Source organism: Niabella pedocola (assembly GCF_021044425.1).
GTDB lineage: Bacteria > Bacteroidota > Bacteroidia > Chitinophagales > Chitinophagaceae > Niabella > Niabella pedocola.
The window spans coordinates 273,803-290,860 of record NZ_JAJNEC010000007.1 but is presented as its reverse complement, the minus strand read 5'-3'; the positions used below and the strand labels follow the sequence as shown (position 1 = coordinate 290,860).

The 17,058-nt window shown below is 40.5% G+C and carries 20 protein-coding genes; 16 read left to right on the top strand and 4 right to left on the bottom strand.

What is annotated here, in order from left to right; translation table 11 throughout:
* Window positions 1–2 precede the first annotated feature (2 nt).
* Together LQ567_RS22195 and LQ567_RS22190 are read left to right on the top strand one after the other, a co-directional pair.
* Window positions 3–896, top strand: coding sequence for a hypothetical protein (locus tag LQ567_RS22195; protein WP_231008027.1), 894 nt, complete (start codon window positions 3–5; stop codon window positions 894–896).
* A gap of 154 nt (window positions 897–1,050) precedes the next feature.
* Window positions 1,051–1,500, top strand: a complete 450-nt coding sequence (locus LQ567_RS22190; protein ID WP_231008026.1) for a hypothetical protein — start codon at window positions 1,051–1,053, stop codon at window positions 1,498–1,500.
* Window positions 1,501–1,850: 350 nt separating this feature from the next.
* On the opposite strand, the gene LQ567_RS22185 is transcribed toward LQ567_RS22190, so the two are convergent.
* Entirely contained in the window at window positions 1,851–2,384 is a 534-nt protein-coding gene (locus LQ567_RS22185; RefSeq protein WP_231008024.1) for a helix-turn-helix domain-containing protein, read from the bottom strand.
* A gap of 429 nt (window positions 2,385–2,813) precedes the next feature.
* Between LQ567_RS22185 and LQ567_RS22180 the strand changes: the two genes are divergently transcribed.
* The 8 genes from LQ567_RS22180 (at window position 2,814) to LQ567_RS22150 (ending at window position 8,494) form a co-directional block, all read left to right on the top strand.
* Window positions 2,814–3,110, top strand: coding sequence for a YciI family protein (locus LQ567_RS22180; RefSeq protein ID WP_231008023.1), 297 nt, complete (start codon window positions 2,814–2,816; stop codon window positions 3,108–3,110).
* A 111-nt stretch (window positions 3,111–3,221) separates the two neighbouring features.
* The gene (locus LQ567_RS22175; RefSeq protein WP_231008022.1) at window positions 3,222–3,560 is read left to right on the top strand and encodes a hypothetical protein; all 339 of its coding nucleotides are present in this window, start codon (window positions 3,222–3,224) and stop codon (window positions 3,558–3,560) included.
* Between the two features lie 130 nt (window positions 3,561–3,690).
* The gene (locus LQ567_RS22170; protein WP_231008021.1) at window positions 3,691–3,963 is read left to right on the top strand and encodes a hypothetical protein; all 273 of its coding nucleotides are present in this window, start codon (window positions 3,691–3,693) and stop codon (window positions 3,961–3,963) included.
* A gap of 35 nt (window positions 3,964–3,998) precedes the next feature.
* Window positions 3,999–4,283, top strand: coding sequence for a hypothetical protein (locus tag LQ567_RS26340; RefSeq protein ID WP_394800432.1), 285 nt, complete (start codon window positions 3,999–4,001; stop codon window positions 4,281–4,283).
* A gap of 555 nt (window positions 4,284–4,838) precedes the next feature.
* On the top strand, window positions 4,839–5,369 hold the full coding sequence (locus LQ567_RS22165) for a hypothetical protein (protein WP_231008020.1): 531 nt from the start codon (window positions 4,839–4,841) through the stop codon (window positions 5,367–5,369).
* A 731-nt stretch (window positions 5,370–6,100) separates the two neighbouring features.
* Window positions 6,101–6,613, top strand: a complete 513-nt coding sequence (locus LQ567_RS22160) for a hypothetical protein (protein ID WP_231008019.1) — start codon at window positions 6,101–6,103, stop codon at window positions 6,611–6,613.
* A gap of 265 nt (window positions 6,614–6,878) precedes the next feature.
* Window positions 6,879–7,493, top strand: coding sequence for a DUF4304 domain-containing protein (locus LQ567_RS22155; RefSeq protein WP_231008018.1), 615 nt, complete (start codon window positions 6,879–6,881; stop codon window positions 7,491–7,493).
* 437 nt (window positions 7,494–7,930) lie between these two features.
* Entirely contained in the window at window positions 7,931–8,494 is a 564-nt protein-coding gene (locus LQ567_RS22150; RefSeq protein ID WP_231008016.1) for a hypothetical protein, read from the top strand.
* Here the strand turns inward: LQ567_RS22150 and LQ567_RS22145 are convergent.
* Window positions 8,435–8,809, bottom strand: coding sequence for an ATP-binding protein (locus LQ567_RS22145; RefSeq protein WP_231008014.1), 375 nt, complete (start codon window positions 8,807–8,809; stop codon window positions 8,435–8,437). The two genes, LQ567_RS22150 and LQ567_RS22145, sit on opposite strands and share 60 nt — an antisense overlap.
* A gap of 662 nt (window positions 8,810–9,471) precedes the next feature.
* Between LQ567_RS22145 and LQ567_RS22140 the strand changes: the two genes are divergently transcribed.
* The 4 genes from LQ567_RS22140 (at window position 9,472) to LQ567_RS22125 (ending at window position 13,946) form a co-directional block, all read left to right on the top strand.
* Window positions 9,472–10,650 carry a hypothetical protein gene (locus tag LQ567_RS22140; protein ID WP_231008012.1) on the top strand — a complete coding sequence of 393 codons (1,179 nt, stop codon included), beginning with the start codon at window positions 9,472–9,474 and terminating at the stop codon, window positions 10,648–10,650.
* 135 nt (window positions 10,651–10,785) lie between these two features.
* Window positions 10,786–11,880, top strand: a complete 1,095-nt coding sequence (locus tag LQ567_RS22135) for a ParA family protein (RefSeq protein ID WP_231008011.1) — start codon at window positions 10,786–10,788, stop codon at window positions 11,878–11,880.
* A 187-nt stretch (window positions 11,881–12,067) separates the two neighbouring features.
* Window positions 12,068–12,952, top strand: coding sequence for a hypothetical protein (locus LQ567_RS22130; RefSeq protein WP_231008009.1), 885 nt, complete (start codon window positions 12,068–12,070; stop codon window positions 12,950–12,952).
* A gap of 94 nt (window positions 12,953–13,046) precedes the next feature.
* Window positions 13,047–13,946: a hypothetical protein gene (locus tag LQ567_RS22125; RefSeq protein WP_231008007.1), complete on the top strand. Its 900-nt coding sequence runs from the start codon at window positions 13,047–13,049 to the stop codon at window positions 13,944–13,946.
* A gap of 175 nt (window positions 13,947–14,121) precedes the next feature.
* Here the strand turns inward: LQ567_RS22125 and LQ567_RS22120 are convergent, their stop codons facing one another.
* Window positions 14,122–14,361: a helix-turn-helix domain-containing protein gene (locus LQ567_RS22120; protein ID WP_231008558.1), complete on the bottom strand. Its 240-nt coding sequence runs from the start codon at window positions 14,359–14,361 to the stop codon at window positions 14,122–14,124.
* A gap of 306 nt (window positions 14,362–14,667) precedes the next feature.
* Between LQ567_RS22120 and LQ567_RS22115 the strand changes: the two genes are divergently transcribed.
* Complete coding sequence (locus LQ567_RS22115; RefSeq protein ID WP_231008002.1) at window positions 14,668–15,171, top strand: hypothetical protein; 504 nt, start codon at window positions 14,668–14,670, stop codon at window positions 15,169–15,171.
* Between the two features lie 412 nt (window positions 15,172–15,583).
* Window positions 15,584–16,162, top strand: coding sequence for a hypothetical protein (locus LQ567_RS22110; RefSeq protein ID WP_231008000.1), 579 nt, complete (start codon window positions 15,584–15,586; stop codon window positions 16,160–16,162).
* 430 nt (window positions 16,163–16,592) lie between these two features.
* Here LQ567_RS22110 and LQ567_RS22105 read toward each other — a convergent pair whose 3' ends face one another.
* Window positions 16,593–16,910 (bottom strand): GIY-YIG nuclease family protein, encoded by a 318-nt coding sequence (locus LQ567_RS22105; RefSeq protein ID WP_231007998.1) that lies wholly within the window; start codon window positions 16,908–16,910, stop codon window positions 16,593–16,595.
* Window positions 16,911–17,058: the final 148 nt, after the last annotated feature.

Genomic DNA, 17,058 nt, shown 5'->3' with positions numbered 1-17,058 from the left:
AAATGGCAACAGACGGAGTTAAAATAATTGATGGTGATACCGCCAATGATACCTATTGGGGTATTATGGACTTGTATGATAGCGGAGCGGACTTTGATACCATCAATAGAGCATTTCCTTTAATGCAGCCCGACTACTTTGACGATTTTGACCAGGAAATTTATGTTACCTCCTGTGCCCTGGCACTTTGGGAAACCGGCCAGATGACCGGTGATAAACTGGCCTATGTAAAATCGATTATTGATAAGGGAGCTTGTGTAAAAGTGTGGTCGGAGGAATGTGATCCAAAGGAGGGTAGGGCAAGACAAAAGGAACTTGATAAGTTTTGGAAGAAAATCAGCGCAACGAATACAAAAGTAAGGGCAAGAAAAAAGTATCGGGAAATTACCAAATTCTATTTTCAACCGGACGACTTGTTAGCCTTTCAACTTAAAGACGGAAACTACCGGGCCGTTATCTGTACCACCATAGACCAATACAGGGGCCAATGTAATTACATTTTCGTGCCTACAACGTACAACGCTGCTAAAAAACCAACGGCCGATGATTTGAAGGACCAGGAAATCCTGGGCAACCGGATCGGCAGCGGTTACGACCAGCAAACAACAAGGGATATGCAACCGGGTATTGAGCGGGTTTGGGCGTTAGCCGGGTGCGATTGTAATTTCTTTTTTGGGGTGATCCAGATGGCCGTCAACCACAAAGATCTGGTCAACTTTAAAGACCGGTTTGAAAAAGTGGGCACGTTAAAAATAATCGAGGAACTTAAAAAGGCGGCTTCTTTTGGCTATGAGGAGGACTTTGAGGCTTTTGAAGAAGTGTTTGGCGATCTGGAAAACCACATAAAGATATTTAAGTACGATACGTACCCGGTTACAACGCTATGTGACGTATAATATTACACGTCGGTATAATAAACGATGGCCAAAAGCGGGGATGATGAAGCTTCATATATTAACCCCAGACTATCACCAAGCGATAAATAACCAAACCAACAGAGACCCGCATGTTAAATGAGGTGAATTATTATACATACAGACGACTTTTAAAATGAAGAATAACTATTTACCTAAGACCAAAAAAGAACTTGAACGTTGGATGAATGATAATTGCTGCAATTTCAATGGCTATTCAATAAACGGAAATGCTATTTATGAAGGTTTTGGGATTGACAATTTTGGAGGCCTTTATAGTTGGTACTATACCGAACGTGGCGAAAGCAAAAAAATAAAATACTTTCAATCAGAAGCTGAAGTTGTTGAATATGCCTTCAATCAAATTAAGGCAGACAGATGGGCAAGGACCCATTGCATAGGGGTTACTACAAAGGCAGGGGAAGCAAAGGAACTGGGAAAGATTCTTAAAGCTTTAAATGTGGATTTTTTTCAAGATGAAATTCCATATAACGGACTTGAAAGACCTGTTTACAGAACGTTTGTTTTGGGGTGCGACATTAAAAAAGCCGAGCATTTAAAAACAAAATATTACAAAGGGAAATAGAAGCCTATCAGTAAAGTATTGTCACATGCGGGTAGGTGCGTTTGTTTAGAAGGAATGATTGAGCACAAAGCGAAGCGCGGAAGAAAACAATATATAGAATCGTTGCGAGTGCGGATCTCTGATTTCACATCCTCGCGCTTCTTTGCGCAAGGCTAGCTATCAGGATGAAAGTTTCATTGTTTTTATCACCCGGCTGCAGTGTCCTGAATAGTTTCGGGAGCTGCTGCTTTGCCTGCCTGTTCAGTAAAAAGGTGTTACTCACTGGTGCTGTAATGTAGATGGCATTAGTTTGATTTGTGGCACTCGAACCACTAGCCACACAACTCGCTTACTCCCAAAGCATTCCCATATCAGGCCCCCTTTATCAATTTGCCGGCATTGAGTGCCGCCCGCTCCAGCGCTTTGCTGGTGGCCAGCTTATATGCCACCCATGCCTGCCGGGCGGGGGAGCAGCGCTCCATGGCATCAATTACGGTTACTTCCATATGCAGCAGGGCCGCTTTTTGCAATGAGTCCGTCGGCGCGGTGGGGAGCGTGGCTTGTATCAACAACATTTTTTGGTATAACTGCTTGTAGCGCTGCTGCATTTTATCCAGCAGGCGGGCGGCGCGGGCGGCTTCCATTGCTGCTTTGCCGGCCCGGTCGTTCAGCAACCTGGCCGTTTTTGTTTGCTGCGCCTGTTGGCGCTGCAGCAGGACGGCGGGTTGTATTTTACTGGTGGATGGTTGTTGCAGCAACAGGTGCAGTTCCGCCAGCCGGATACTTGCCGGGGTAGGCAGCTGGCGGCGTCCGCTTTCATACATGGATAACAGGCCGCGGGTAACGCCTATTAATGCCGCCAGTTCTTCCTGGGTAAGGTGCCATTGTTTTCTAAGGTTCTTCATGTCAGTCAATTATTGTTGTTATAAAAATACCATTTAACCTTGCAAAACGGTTGGTTGCAATGTTAAAAACCGGATAAAATGATGCAACAAATCTGTTGCACTATTTTATGTTGCAATTATTTCTGCAACCAGAATAATTGCAACAAAACTGGCTGCCTGGTGTTGAACGGAGCGGCTTATTTATAGTCCGGTAAGCAGGAACACTAAATTGGAGCTGCATGAGTATCAGCCTTGTTTGCGGTAACCAGGGTGACTGGCGGACATAGCGCTAAAGCTAAACTTAAGGAGTGGTAAATGCGGTCATCCGGCAGTCGTCTGCAATGCTGAAAAATAGCTATATTAGCTAAACGACCATTTAGCGAAAGCAGCAACAGCCAACACACGGATGCCGGAGCGGTTACGGACAAAAAATCATTTTCAACAAAAACGATGGACAAGCAACAATTTTATCTCAAATTAAATCCGCCGCGACCAACCTTTATGGCAGATATGACGGCCGGTGAAAAAGCCACCATGCAACAGCACGTTGCCTATTGGGCGCAGCTGCTCCAACAAGGAATTGCCATTGTTTTTGGCCCCGTGGCCGACCCCAAAGGAGGGTATGGGGTTGGCGTGGTATCGGTGGATGATGAAGCGCATTTAAAAAAGATCATAGAAGCAGATCCTGCAAACGGGCTCAACCAATATGAATACTATCCCATGCGGGCCGTGTTTAAGCAAGGCTGAAAGCAGCCATCTATACCATCTAAAAGTGAGGATCAGTAGCGTGCAGGTAATATGTCGGGTTCTGAATATATTAATTAGGAGTAACAGCTAATTTACACAAATACCAGACTTATGGATGTCTCTAAATATATTGAAAATACTTTTATATTGATCGAAAGCGAATTGTCTAAAAGGCTGGAACAACAGAATTTCAAATTGTCGCAGTCAGAAATTTCCAAAGATGATTTTGGATCGAGGTATTGTACATGGAAAAATTTTGACGAACTAACGGCAATAAGACTAGTTTGGGATGCAAAAGAATCATGGTTTCTGGTTGAAGAGTCCCCATTCAGTTTGAATAAGGAACCAGTTTCATGGGCGGATCTTGTTTTAGTTCCAATTAATCGCAGTGAAATAAATCAACATTATTTACAACAATTGGCTGATGATATTTTAAATGAAATCAACTAAAGGGAGTAGTTGTAAAAAATAACTATTTTAGCAAAATAACTATCCGGAAAAAAGATACTCAAGGGTTAGTACATTTGTAGAACCAGTGATTTTGTAATTAATAAAAGCTAATTGCGTTGATTGGCGAGATATGACACTTAAAGAAATAACCTACGCTTTATTTTATCTTTTAGCTTTTGGGCTCGCAATCTGGAGCGGGTTAACCATAGGTTTTACAGATACGCATACACCGCCAATGCCGTTTTTGATTGAATGTATCGCTTTAATTATAGGTGCGGTTATTCTTTTTGCTGATATTTTTAATAAAGGACTTTCAAAGACATTCTCAAATTTTAAAATTCACATTATAGGACTGGCAATGAATGGGCTTGTTATGGCATATATCCTGGCTTTGACACTTTGAGCCCTTTAATTTGTATGATAACTATATGACTACGGATTACATTTTCTGAAATTGGAATCGATGATATAGGGCGGCTTTTTGTCAGACCCCGGATGCAAACATTTGATTATATCTATCGGGCCGCGGCAGAAGTTGGCAGGGATAATAAAGAAAAATTCTTGTTTTCGCCAAAACCACGGGAGTGGACATATTTTACCTGGTACAAACATATTATTCAAACGGCCAAAGAGGAATATAACTGCAAGCTTTGTCTGGTAAAAGAAACAAAATGGACCAATATTTCAGACGAGCTAAAACAACAAATTAAAGAAGGACATTAGCCTTTCCTGCTCTTTCAGATAAATTTAGGTACTTGCTGTTGATCTGCTACCTGATGTCGTAAACCCGGGTACCAGCCATTTCAAGAACCGACTACTGATGAAAAATAGTGCTATACTTAAATAAGGAGGCTTATTCTTTTTATAAGCCCATCGGCCCGGCAGATCACTACAACGCCGGAATTGATTCCGGGATCCAAAACATGCAAGGGTGAAGGGGAATGCCGTAGGCACGGTTCATATATCCCCCAAACCTCCCTATCCCACCAATGCAAGTACACCACCCACCAAATTTGCAAAACAATATTTCCCTTTACTGTGTTCTCCGTAAAAATGCTTTGTTAAGGAATATATAAACCACCAACCCCACCTTTTCATAAATAGCAAAAAACAACTATATTAGCCAAACAACCGGTTGAAAGAATGAAACTGCTATAGCTCGGGTGCCAGAACGGTTGCGGAGACCTAAGATTTTTAAACCAGGAACGCGAATATATCGTCCTGTTACAGCGACAGCAAACCAGTAAATCCTTAACAATCACAATAAATCCGCAGGTTATGAGATATTTATTAATGGCAATCATCCCATTTTTGGCCGTCCATGCCGTGGCTCAGACGGAAACGGTGAAAATTTTCAGGAAAACGGAATATAGTAATGGCAACTTTTACCGGCAGCGCTACGACACTATAAAAGTAACCCAGGAGCCTGTTGACATTTATTTTTTTAAAAAACACTTCAACTTTCCTTATTACCTGCCCGGTAAGTTTACAGACGAGGCCCTTAAAAACAGGACCGTATCCGTTTTGCAAAATCCAAATGGCAAAAAGAGCGATAAAGGTAATTGGGAAAACACATATACCTATGACCATTTAGGACGTATCACCAACTATACCTATTCAAGTTGCTTCTTATGTTCAAGCTTGCCTTACAACTACAGCGTAACCTACAACAAGGACGGGCAAATTGAGGCGCTTAACGAAACAATTAATAACCTGCAAAGTTTCAGGTTCTACTATGATGCCAAAGGTGCTATTGTAAAACTTGAAAAATACGTATCCGGCAAATTGCAGACGGAATTGGTAAACTGACATACGGTGCCCAACCGGCGGTTTGGCTATGTGGCAGGGGATAGGTACTCCCGGCAACAATCAGCATCTTTATACAGGCAGCTAAAATAATTTTTATGGTCCCGGCTGCAGTGCCAATAGCATCTTCGTTGTGTCACTCACTTGTGCTGCGGTGCAGGTGGCGGCGGTTTGTTTGTTGTTGGGACAAGGGTGACTGGTGGAACGCTGGAGTGCCATCGGCACGGCCCATAGCGCCGCCCGCATGTCCCCCGGTCTCTCTATCCCATCAATGGAAGTCTCTACACCACCCGCCGCATTTGCAAAGCAATATCCCCCGTACGGTTTTCCGTAATATAGCGATACTGCATACTGCTATTTTTGTGTAAATGAGGTGCGAGCAGTTTATGATATCCATTCTGCGAACTGGCATTAAATACAATATGTGAACGTTTGAGGTATTAAAAGCTTGTGGGGATTTTGGCGAGAAAAGGATAATAGAGCATTGAAAAGTGAATAAATACTTAAATGTTTCGTGTTTAAAAAAGATTAACTTCAGCAATATTGCTAGCATAGATAAAACCTGAACTACAGAAAAATACAAGGGCCAAACAAGGGTGCGAAAAAAAATAGTAAAATTTAAAAAGACTTTTAAAGAAAAAACCGGATAAGTTATCATCAAGATCAATGTTGGTTGTTGTAGAAATTTGTTGATTAACGACCCGTTTATATTGTGTACAGCTATAAATATCGTTATGCAAAAAAAACTATTTGCCATAGTAGGCTATACAAATTGGGGAAAATCAAACACGCTGTATGACCTTTTTGGGCGTCGGCAATTTTTCCCTTTAAAAACGCCCATTTCCTATGATCGTGTATTTGGGGATAAAAAATTTTCTGTAGTTAATGCATCCAATGAAGACCGCCCAACACATGATTACCTGGAGCGCCTAAAGAACGTACTGGAAATACAGCGGAATGCTAATGCCTATTTTGTTATTACCATCAGCCTTATTTTTAACGATGGATCTCATGATGTAAAGCCTGTTTTTGAGTATTTAAACTCTCTTGCGGATTATGATATAACCTACCTGGTTTTAAAAAACGGATGGGAGCCTGGTGCATCTCTTAAAGAAGATGATCTCACCCGGATGAGGGAAGTGGCAACGGGCAGGATTGTAGATTTGGATACAGTTATAAACAAATCTAATGCGAACTTTAGAGAGCGTGCTGATAAAATTGTTTCAATCATTAATGAAAACAGATAACACTCATTCGGACATTTTATGTATTAGAGAGCCTTGTATGCCCGACGAATTTTTATGAATTGTAAAAAATGACTATATTAGCAAAACAACCATTTGGGAAAAAAACTGCTGAAGCTCAAAAGCCAGGACGGTTGCGGAACTAATGTATTTTTAATGAAGCGAGGGTGTAGCCGTGTTTAAGCGTTTGTAAACGGTTGTAATCGTTTAGTAGCTGCAATAATGAGAAAGTTAGCTGTAATTTTGAAATAGCATTCCGACAGACAAAATGAAGACCATATCAGAAATAAAATTTGCCAAAGTAATTAAAGAAGGATTTCACGAATTATTAAAGCCACTAGGTTTTAAGAAGAAGGCAAATAACTTTTATTTACAGCTTGATGGTATTGGGCAAATTATTAATATTCAAAAAAGCGCCTGGGGAAATAAAGACAATATAGGCTTCACTATAAACACGGGAATTTTTGTACCTGAATATTGGTTGACATTTTACAATTTTAGCAGCAAAGAGCTGCCAGATTATCCAACGGAGCCAGAATGTTTGATACGAAAAAGAATTGGTGAATTAAGAAATCAGCACGATACCTGGTATGATATTAAGGAAAGAACAGATGAGCTGCAACTAATAGCAGAAATGAGAAAAAATTTGACAGACTTCATATTGCCCTATTTTAACAAACTGAATAGCACCGAGAAAATGCTTAGAGAGCTGGACAGTGCTGATATGATACTGACACCTTTAGGTAAATTGATAGTGTACGGGGAGTTTGGGTTATCGGGCAAGGCGAAGCAAGAATACAAAGCACTTCTAAGCACCAAAACGAATCCTTCATTTTTATTGACAATAAAAGAATATGGGCAAAAATATGGCCTTGACAATTAGAACGCCAGAGCTGTCCTTACGGTTTCCGTAAAAATGAGTTGTTGTGGAGGAATATATTTGTACAAACCGCCGGAGATGGCTTTTGGTAACCATTTGGAAAAATTGAAACTGCCAAAGCATAAATACCAGAACGGTTGCGGAATAAATAATGGCTAAGACACTACGACGATGTATGTACCTCCTTGTAATTTTCTGCCGCCGCGATTGTTGTTTTTCACCCGATCGAACTGGCCAATTCTCCCCTATGATGAGGCTTGCTGGTGAGAAACACTAGCAAGGGCCAAAAATATGTGCGGAACTTTTATTGCTCAAACATAGGAATCCAATTCTTAGGTAGACTAAAACCTGATTGTGCTTTTATGAATATACCTCCCTTACGGAAATCCGTAAAATGCCAGCTACTGCATTTCATAGTTTTGTGCAATAAAAAAATACTTATGATTATGATGTTCGCGAAATTTAGAGTTAGCACATTGCCCTTATTTTTTAAACTGTTCATGCTGCTGTTTTTTCTGGGATCTTGTAAAAAAGCAGCCAATGACTTGCAAAAGCAACCGGAGCCCACTTCAACAGTTTTTGCTTACGAAGTTCATTGCGATCTCTGTAATATAACTTATAATGATTTAAATGGTGAAAGCAGGACTGTAAGAAATAATACCGGTAAATGGAGTTTTAATATCCTGGGGAAAACACCATCAAACCTCAAGCTAAGTGTTGTAACAACTTTACCGGGCAATCAGTCTATCCAGGCATACATTCTGAAAGATGGCGAGGTGGTTTATGGAGATCTTGGCTATAATCGTGCAGAGATTACCTACAGTACGGTTAATGGTAATGGCACCTCTAGTTTTGGAAGTTATATACCGTCAACTTCACCAGGGGGAAGCAATCAAAATGGAGGTACTTCTTCGAGTTCGTCTGTATGTGGTGCAAAAAACAAATCAGGAGGATATTGCAAAAGAGTAGTTGCTGGTGGTGGCAGATGCTGGCAACACCGGTAATTGGGAGGCAATATTGGGCGAGCCATTCGCGTAGCGATCTTCCAGTATCTGTAACAGTGTCATCCTCATATCATGGGTAAGCGGCTGTAGTCCAAAATCGTCAAAGATCCATAAAGGCGTTTTTGACAGCTGGTTGAGTAATTTGATATAGGATCCGCTCAGGCGCGCAGCGGTAAGGACCTCAACAAAACGGTTCATAGAAAAATAGATAGCCCGGTACCCCAGCATCGCCGCCGGACAACCTCCGGTTGCCGTTCTTATAAGGGTTTCCGGAACTTTTTTTGAGTGTGTTTTGCAGACTTTAAACGGCTGCATTTTTTATGTGAGTGCCATACGGCCATCAGCATTACCCCATCAGCGACTGAGATACTACCCCCTTACGGTTTGCCGAAAAAATGCTTTTCTCTTGGTGTATATATATGGTCCCGGCTGCAGTCCCGATAGCGATCGGGATGGCAACGGTCTTGCGTCGCACTCTTGTGCTGCGGTGCAGGTAGCATCGATATCCCGCTGAAAGCGGGATCACTCACTTGTGCTGCGGTGTCCCGATGGCGATCGGGAGCATCAGTTTAGCGCCCCCGTGTCCCGCGTCTTCCAAACGTAAATGCGTGCCCCATGTCCCCCCGGTCCTAATATCCCCCAATGCAAGTACACGCCGGCCCACCCGCCCGATCCTCCATATCTTAGCAATATCCCCTTACGGTTTTCCGTAAAAATGTGCTGTTGTTAAAGAATATATTTGTACAAACCGCCGGGGATGGCATTTGGTAAATAAAAAAATATGTATATTAGCAAAACAACCATTTGGAAAATTGTAACTGCTGAAGCCCAAATACCAGAACGGTTGCGGAAAGAATAAAACTTTTAATGAATAAGCGACGACATTGCTGTTTTAAGTGTTTATAAATGACTATAAACGTTTAATGATTGAGACGATTGGCAAGTTGATGGTAATACAAATTAAGAACCGAACTAAAATGGACAATATAACAGAACAAAACTTAGAAGAAAAATCAGAGCCTAAAAAAGTGACCGCTAAGAAGGTCGTTCCCAAAAAGGGCCTCAAAAAGCGTACTCCTAATAAAAAGGCCGAGAAAGTAAAAAAAGCTTCCAAGCCTACAAGAACATTTCCAATTATTACAGTAGAGAAGTGCTTGGTGATCGCGCAAAAACTAAAAGAAAAGAATGGTGGAAACCCTTGGTCTCCGTCAGAAGTACGAAAAGCTATTGAAGTAGGTGATACAAATAAATTCTTTTACATTTCTAAAGCGTCAAAAGATTTTGGATTTACATATGGAACGAGAGATGCAAGTGAAATTGGTTTAACTGATTTTGGACGTTCAGTGGTATATGCCCCTAATCCAGAAACAGAGAAGAAATTAAAGATTGAAGGGTTTTTAAAAGTTGAAATTTTCAGAGAGGTGCTCAATTATTATAAAGGAAGTCAGCTTCCTGAAATGAAATATCTGAGTAATACACTTGAAGATAAGTTTAAACTGGCACCCGAATTTCATGAAGAATTTTCTGCTGTTTTTAGTGAGAACTGCAAAGAGCTGGGTATAAACAATGGCAATCCGCTTGATGGTGCAGATTTGCCACTCCCTAAGCAGTCAACTATTTTAGTTGGTGAAGCAAAGCGGAGTAAAAAAGCAAACCTTAAGGCTTTTGTAATAATGCCCTTCGTTGAAAGGCACAATAATAGACCCGCAGGCTTTTTTAAGGAAGTGCTTGATAATCTATTAATCCCCGCTGGTATTGAGGCTGGTTTTGATGTCGAGACTGCTAATAAGCAAGGCTCAGATGTAATTCAATCGACTATTATTAACGATCTTTTAGAAGCTGATTTGGTTATTGCCGATTTGACGGATCATAACCCAAATGTATTATTTGAATTGGGTTTGAGAATGGCAAATGATTTGCCCATTGCATTAATAAAATCAAAAGACACTGGAAGGATTTTTGATGTTGATAATATGTTAAGGGTCTACGAGTACAATCAAAACCTATGGAAGTCGACTATTGAAAATGATATTCCAAATTTGATCGAACATTTTAAAGCAGTTTGGACTAATAAGGATAGCGAACAGACTTATATGAAGATTCTTAGACGAGTATCAAATCAATCACTACATATGGTTAGTGAGGAAAAACGATAAATACGAGGGACGGTTGCGGAAGTAATAAAATTTTTAAACAGTAAAAGCTTTCAGTAGCTATTTATAAACGTTTAGTAACTGGGGCGATCGGTGAGTTAGCTGTAATTTTGATAAACAGTCAAAACATAAAATAGCATGGCAAAAATCATTTCAGTATTTAATAACAAAGGAGGCGTTGGAAAAACAAGTTTATGTTGGAACATTGCCGACACTTTAGGACGCAAAGGAAAAAATGTCTTATTAATTGATTTTGACCCGCAATGCAATTTGTCTATTGCTGTTCTTGGTGACAGTACTTTCGTAGGAGCCCTTCCTACTCAAAACGCCCCGTATGGGACTACTATTAGAGCCTTTCTTCAAAGATTTTTACAGAATACTGGGGGAGAAGAAATTTTTACACATAATGGTCCTCACACTCATTCAAATGTTGACCTTATTGCTGGCGACTTTTGGCTTAATATATACGCCGATTCTTTGAATGTTGGCGGAGATTTGCTATCTGGAACTGGTTTGTCAAAATATGTAGTACTGAAGACAATTGTTGGAAGAGCTGAACAATTAAAATCAAAAAATTACGATTTTGTAATAATTGATTTGCCTCCCTCATTTGGTTCTTTAGTTCGTGCAGCTTTTTGCTCATCCGATTATTTCATTGTTCCCTGCACATCCGATAATTTTAGTGTCTATTGTGTTGGTTTAATTGGACAAATGATTCCTGGTTTTGTAAAAGATTGGCAAGATGGTTTAACAAGATTTAAACTTACAAATCCTCATTTTAATGATTTTGACCTTCTTGGTAAACCAACGTTCGCTGGTTGGGTATTCAACGGATTTGACACTGCAAAGGAACGCCGTACAAACGCCGAGATTCAAGCGGGTGTTCCCCAAAAAGATAAAAAGATGATGCAGGCTGATGAGACATTCCATACATCGCTGCAACAAGCTATAGACAATGACCTTGTACAAAAACTAAATTCTGAAATAACAAGTTATTCACCAACTGCGGCGGGTATTCAATCTGTGAATAAAATCGGCGATATAGAAGATGCAAACGTTTTAATACAGAATAGTCTTTGGTTAAATGTTCCTCTGGGACAGTTACATAATTTTCGGCAGGTAAAATCTTTAAACAATAGAACAAATTGGGCTCAGAACCAAGTTGACCAAATTGCTTTGTTACGACAGAAAATGGAGGAATTAGCAGATAATATTATCAGAACCTGTGTATGAAATTAACGCTACAAATTGTTTTGTAATAGTGCGGCTGACTGTCGTAGGCTCACTTGAGTAATTCTATTTAACTTCGGTACAAAACTCAGCCGACGGCTTGTCATTGCCAAAACATCGCAGAGCCGCTACCTAGTAGCAGTAAGTTTAACCGGAAGTACGTGTATTAACGAATAAGCCAAGAATTGATATGTTGACATATAACGGACTCATAGAGCTAAGGAGCAAATTGGCAAGTGGCGAAATTAACTTGGAACTCGCAAAAGCACAATGTTGGAATGACTTCAAAGAAGGACAACGATCCTGGTATACAAAGGATTGGAAAGAAAGGAGGGCTGAATTTATTAAAGACAAATGTGAAATATGTAGCGGTAAGGAAACATTGACGTTACAGCATCTTTCTCATCCAAAAAGATACTCCGAATATTTAATAGAAATAACAAGGACTTATGCAAAAGATTATATAGGCTCCAATCCCCAAATTGATAAATCTGACTTTAATAATTACGTACTAAGAAATTATGATTATTTGCCTATTCCTTTGTGTCCAAATTGTAAGAGTAGAAATCCTAACAAAAGGATAAGAAAAGTTCCACAGTATCTTTGCACAGAATGTCGGTACGAATTTGATAACCCAGATTACAAAGCCATTGAAGAACTTATTTCAGCTTTTTACGAAGATAAAGAGGCGATTGAAGTTCGAGACAAATGTTTCGTATCAAAGGGTAAATGGAGAAACAAACATAACCTATCAAATATTCGGTATTGGCTACAAAGAGAACGAGCAAAGAATAAAAACACTGAAGCGATAGAGAAAGAGGCATTTTTGCTTTATCTAAATGATAACATTAAATATCTTTCCTTTGAAGATACAATAACTGCTTGTAAAAAATGTGCATCTAACTTTGATTTATATAATATGGAATTATGCCCCAAATGCAAATTATATTACAAAGGTGCTCAATATTCTACTTGCATTCAATGTTTGCCGGAAGAGAAACGAAAAGCTGCACTAGAAAAAATTGAATTTAGAAAAGGATGGCAAGCAATGCATGAAAATTTAGAAATCGATTAATAGAGTTAAAATTTGGAACCTCTTGTAAACCCCTATATATCGCTGAACAAAAAATAAGCATATTGCAAACTGATTGGAAGGAAATTTGAATAATATGAATTTTATAACGGAAAACGACGAAGATTATATTCTAATATCCGATGAAAGCCATTTGGATGAAGTGAAAAGTCTAATTTCTGCACTAACGCCATTCGCAGACAAATTCAAGTTTTCTAAAAGGGAGCTTTTCATTAAGTTGCTTGAGATACTAGAGATCAATTACAACAACTTCACAGAACAATATTTTTATTATGACTCAATTAGAAAGCTTCATGTTTCAGAAAGTGAATTTGGTTATATATGGATTAGCACTGCTGGTTTAGTTCCAACAGAAAAAGCAACTAAAAGTCGTTCTGTCAACGCATGTTTAAATCAATATTTAGTAATCTCACTACTTTTTGAGAAAGCTATTGATGTTGTTCAAGATAAAAGAGTTTACGATATTGACTCATATAGTTCTAGTCTTTTAAATAAATTATCTCCGGCAATATTTCATAATCTTACCTTTTACATTGAAGTATTTTGTAAGGCTTATCTTTCACTAACAAAAATAAAAGCCCCCTACACACATTCTCTATTAGAACTTTACCATAGAACTGTGGAAATTATGGTAAGCAAGAAGCATAATAATTCTCTTTTTCAGATTTTAGTGCTAGATCCGTTATTCAAACTTGTTGATCATGTAAGTAGAATTCCTGGAAATTTTAAAGAGCACTTCATAAAGTATGATGATAACGCTTTAGATGATTCTGTGATTTTATTTGATCATGCAAACCTTGCTGAAATGACGACTGTTCTTGAATTATCTGTTGATTTCATAACCGAATATTACTATATGGGTAATAAAACCCATTATTTAGAATCAAATGCTTATCAACGAATGTTGGAAAAAGCAGAGACAGAAGAAAAAAAAGAGAAAGTGCGAATAACGTATTCGCATTTGGTTAATAGCTAAATTTTGTCGTATGTACCCCCCCCGATGGAAATAAGATAAGAAACACTTAAAGCAGGTTGAGTTTAAAGTTTTATGTAGGAATCAAAAGAAACAAAAATTGCCGGTGCTTTAGAACAATCAATTCCAAGAACGGCAATTAAAGTAAGTAATTCATAAAGCATTTTATCATCACCCGTCACTCTTCAAATTCAAAATCAAAATCCAACAGTTTTTTTGGATGTACTTCCAGCCCTTTTGCTATTGCAACTAAAACCGATAAAGTTGTGCTGTGCTCACCGTTAATGATTCTGTAAACTTGTTTAGTCTCTATACCTCCCAGTGCGGCGACATCTTCAGCAGTTTTGCGCTTTTGCTTGATTAAGTCTTTGAGGTGTTTACCAAAAGCATCCAGATATTTTTGATTTCTGATTTTCACCAAATGAAAGTCAAAAATATTTTGAAAAATAAATTGTCAAGTTTGACAATAATTAAAAACTTTCCTTATTTTTACAGTGTAATTATATTTTTGCGACTACTTCATAAACTTATTTGAAGCATTCGCTTTGAATCTCGCGTTTTGGAAACTGGTAATTTTTAATTGGAACGAGATGATAAGCAGAATAGCTCACGACCTAGGCGTGGGCTCTCTTATCTGTTCCAAGGGTATACCAGTACCTCAAAAAGCGGTAAGTTGAGCACCACGCCTTTTTTATGCGGGTGCCCGGCCAAAAACCTATTTGATATGAACAATGCCGTTGCTACACCCGCACCCAACACCAACACCTGTTTTAACGAAGCACAGTGGCTACAAGTGCTTTTTTTATTGGCAGATACCCAAAGCTGGCTGCAGCAATTGCAGGAAGGGCTTATATGGCAGTTGCCGGTAAAGAACCGTAAAAAACTACTGCGCAAAGGCTGGTACCTAACCGCAACCGCCCTGGCGCATATATTAGAGCGCCATTATTATAAAGTACCCCGCCACCCACTGGCCAGTAAGTTTACCCTGTCCATACCCGCTATTGCCGCCGCCATACGGGATGCTTACCAGCAGCCACCCGCGCCCATGCCGGATAGTGAGCTGCTGCAACGCGTGTGGGATACGGGCGCACCGCTGGGCTATGATACCACCGGCCGCGTGGTAAGCGTGCTTACCGTCATCAGCACCGCCGCCGGGGAAATTGTTACGGCTTTCCCGGGTACGGTAGATCCGCGGGGGGAGAGGGGTAACCCCGTTTCACCGCCCTAAAGATCCGCCACATAAAAAAGAGAAGCTGCGATATCTGCAGATGACAGTCGTTGTGATCCCGTTCCGGAGCAAAGGAAGAAAAGCCCACCCGATGAAAAAGAATCAAAAAGGTGAACGTGTTTTCTCTTAGAAGGTCGTCCGCCGGGCAGATGCTGAAACAAGTTCAGGGTGACGCCCGTAATTATACTTTCGTCATGTTGAGCGGATCCCGCGACAGCGGGAGTAGCCGAAACATCTCTGTATTCCCGGGTCGTCCGATATTTAAGAGACCCTTCCGCTCCTTCCGCTTTCAGCGGAATGCGGTCAGGGTGACGAAAGAGTGTTATGTCATAGACACATTGGTTTTACAACGTAAATTAAAAACTCGGCATAACAAAAGCATGATGAATCTTTTAACCTAAAACAATAACCGATGCAAGCCTTAAAAACAACCGATCCCTTTCACACCGGGGGCTGGAGCCTGGAGCGCACCACCGATCCGTACCGCGTATTTGCCCTCTGCTTTTACCATGCCGGGGATATACACGCCTTTCGCCAATGGCTGTTACACATCTTTCTTTTTATAGAGCGGTTTGAGGGGCAAACAAAAGTGCCGCCCTTTACCCTCTGTTGCGCGTTTATGGCCATTGATTCCGTTATTGATGCCGCCCATTATATTTATGAAAATGAGCTGGAGCCGCACCATCAGCCGGATTTGAGCATGATTTCAGCCGAGCCCTTACCCGGTCAGCAACAGTTTGCTTCCTATTTTATAGAGGAGGAGCAGGGAGATATCCGCAAGGTGATTGAGCAGTTTTTTACCTATCAAACCTGGGATGAGTGGAAATCCGACCTGAGCCTGGTCCTGTATAACGGCGTAACAGAGCATGCCGTGGGCGTGGAGCTGGATGAGTTTTCGGTATGGTATTATTTAATGAAGCTGCTGGAAGCGGCGTATATTCAATCCCGCGGTGTGGTTATTTATGAGCTTTGCGGTTTTACAGAGCTATGATGGGGGATATGCTGTTACCATGGTCGCATGATACAAACCCCGTTTCGTCACCTTGTGCGGAATGAAGTGAAACGGAAGGGGCTCACCATTTTAGGACAGTTCGAGATTACAGGGATGCTTCGGCTACGCTCAGCATGACGGAAGCGTGATTGTTGTTTGTTAGCTTGGTCGCGTAATACGCAAATATTGTTCCGTCACCCTGAGCGCAATGCAATGGAGCCGAAGGGTCTCACGATTGTCGAGGCCTTCTGTATGGCAGAGATGCTTCGGCTACTCCCGCTGTCGCGGGATCCGCTCAGCATGACGAACGTATAATTATGGACGTCACCCTGAGCGGAACAAAGTGGAGTCGAAGGTTCTCACAATTTTAGGACAGTCCGATGTCACAGGGATGCTTCGGCTGCGCTCAGCATGACGGAAGTGTGATTGCTCAATATAAAAGACTGTATATCTCTTTAGCTATTTCTTCATTAAGAACTTTCCACTGCGGGTTCTTTCGTACAATCAATTGTTCTTTCTTTTTTCTAACCCATCCCTTCAATTGTTTTTCCCGTTCAATTGCAGAATTAATCGTATCGAGCGATTCATAGTAAATTAGCAATGTTGCATTGTATTTATCTGTAAAACTACCGGGTATTTCATGATGTTCATGTTCCCATAATCGCGCCCGGAGGTTAGATGTAACGCCGATGTAGAGCACCGTTCTTAGCTTGTTTGTTAGGATATATACAAAGGCTCCTTTTTGCATAGTACAAATTAGTAAAAATAATTTTGTTTCGTCACCCTGAGCGGAACAAAGTGGAGCCGAAGGATCTCTCAATTTTCGGGCTGTCCGAAATCACAGGAATGCTTCGGCTGCGCTCAGCATGACGGAAGCGTGATTGCTGTTTATTACG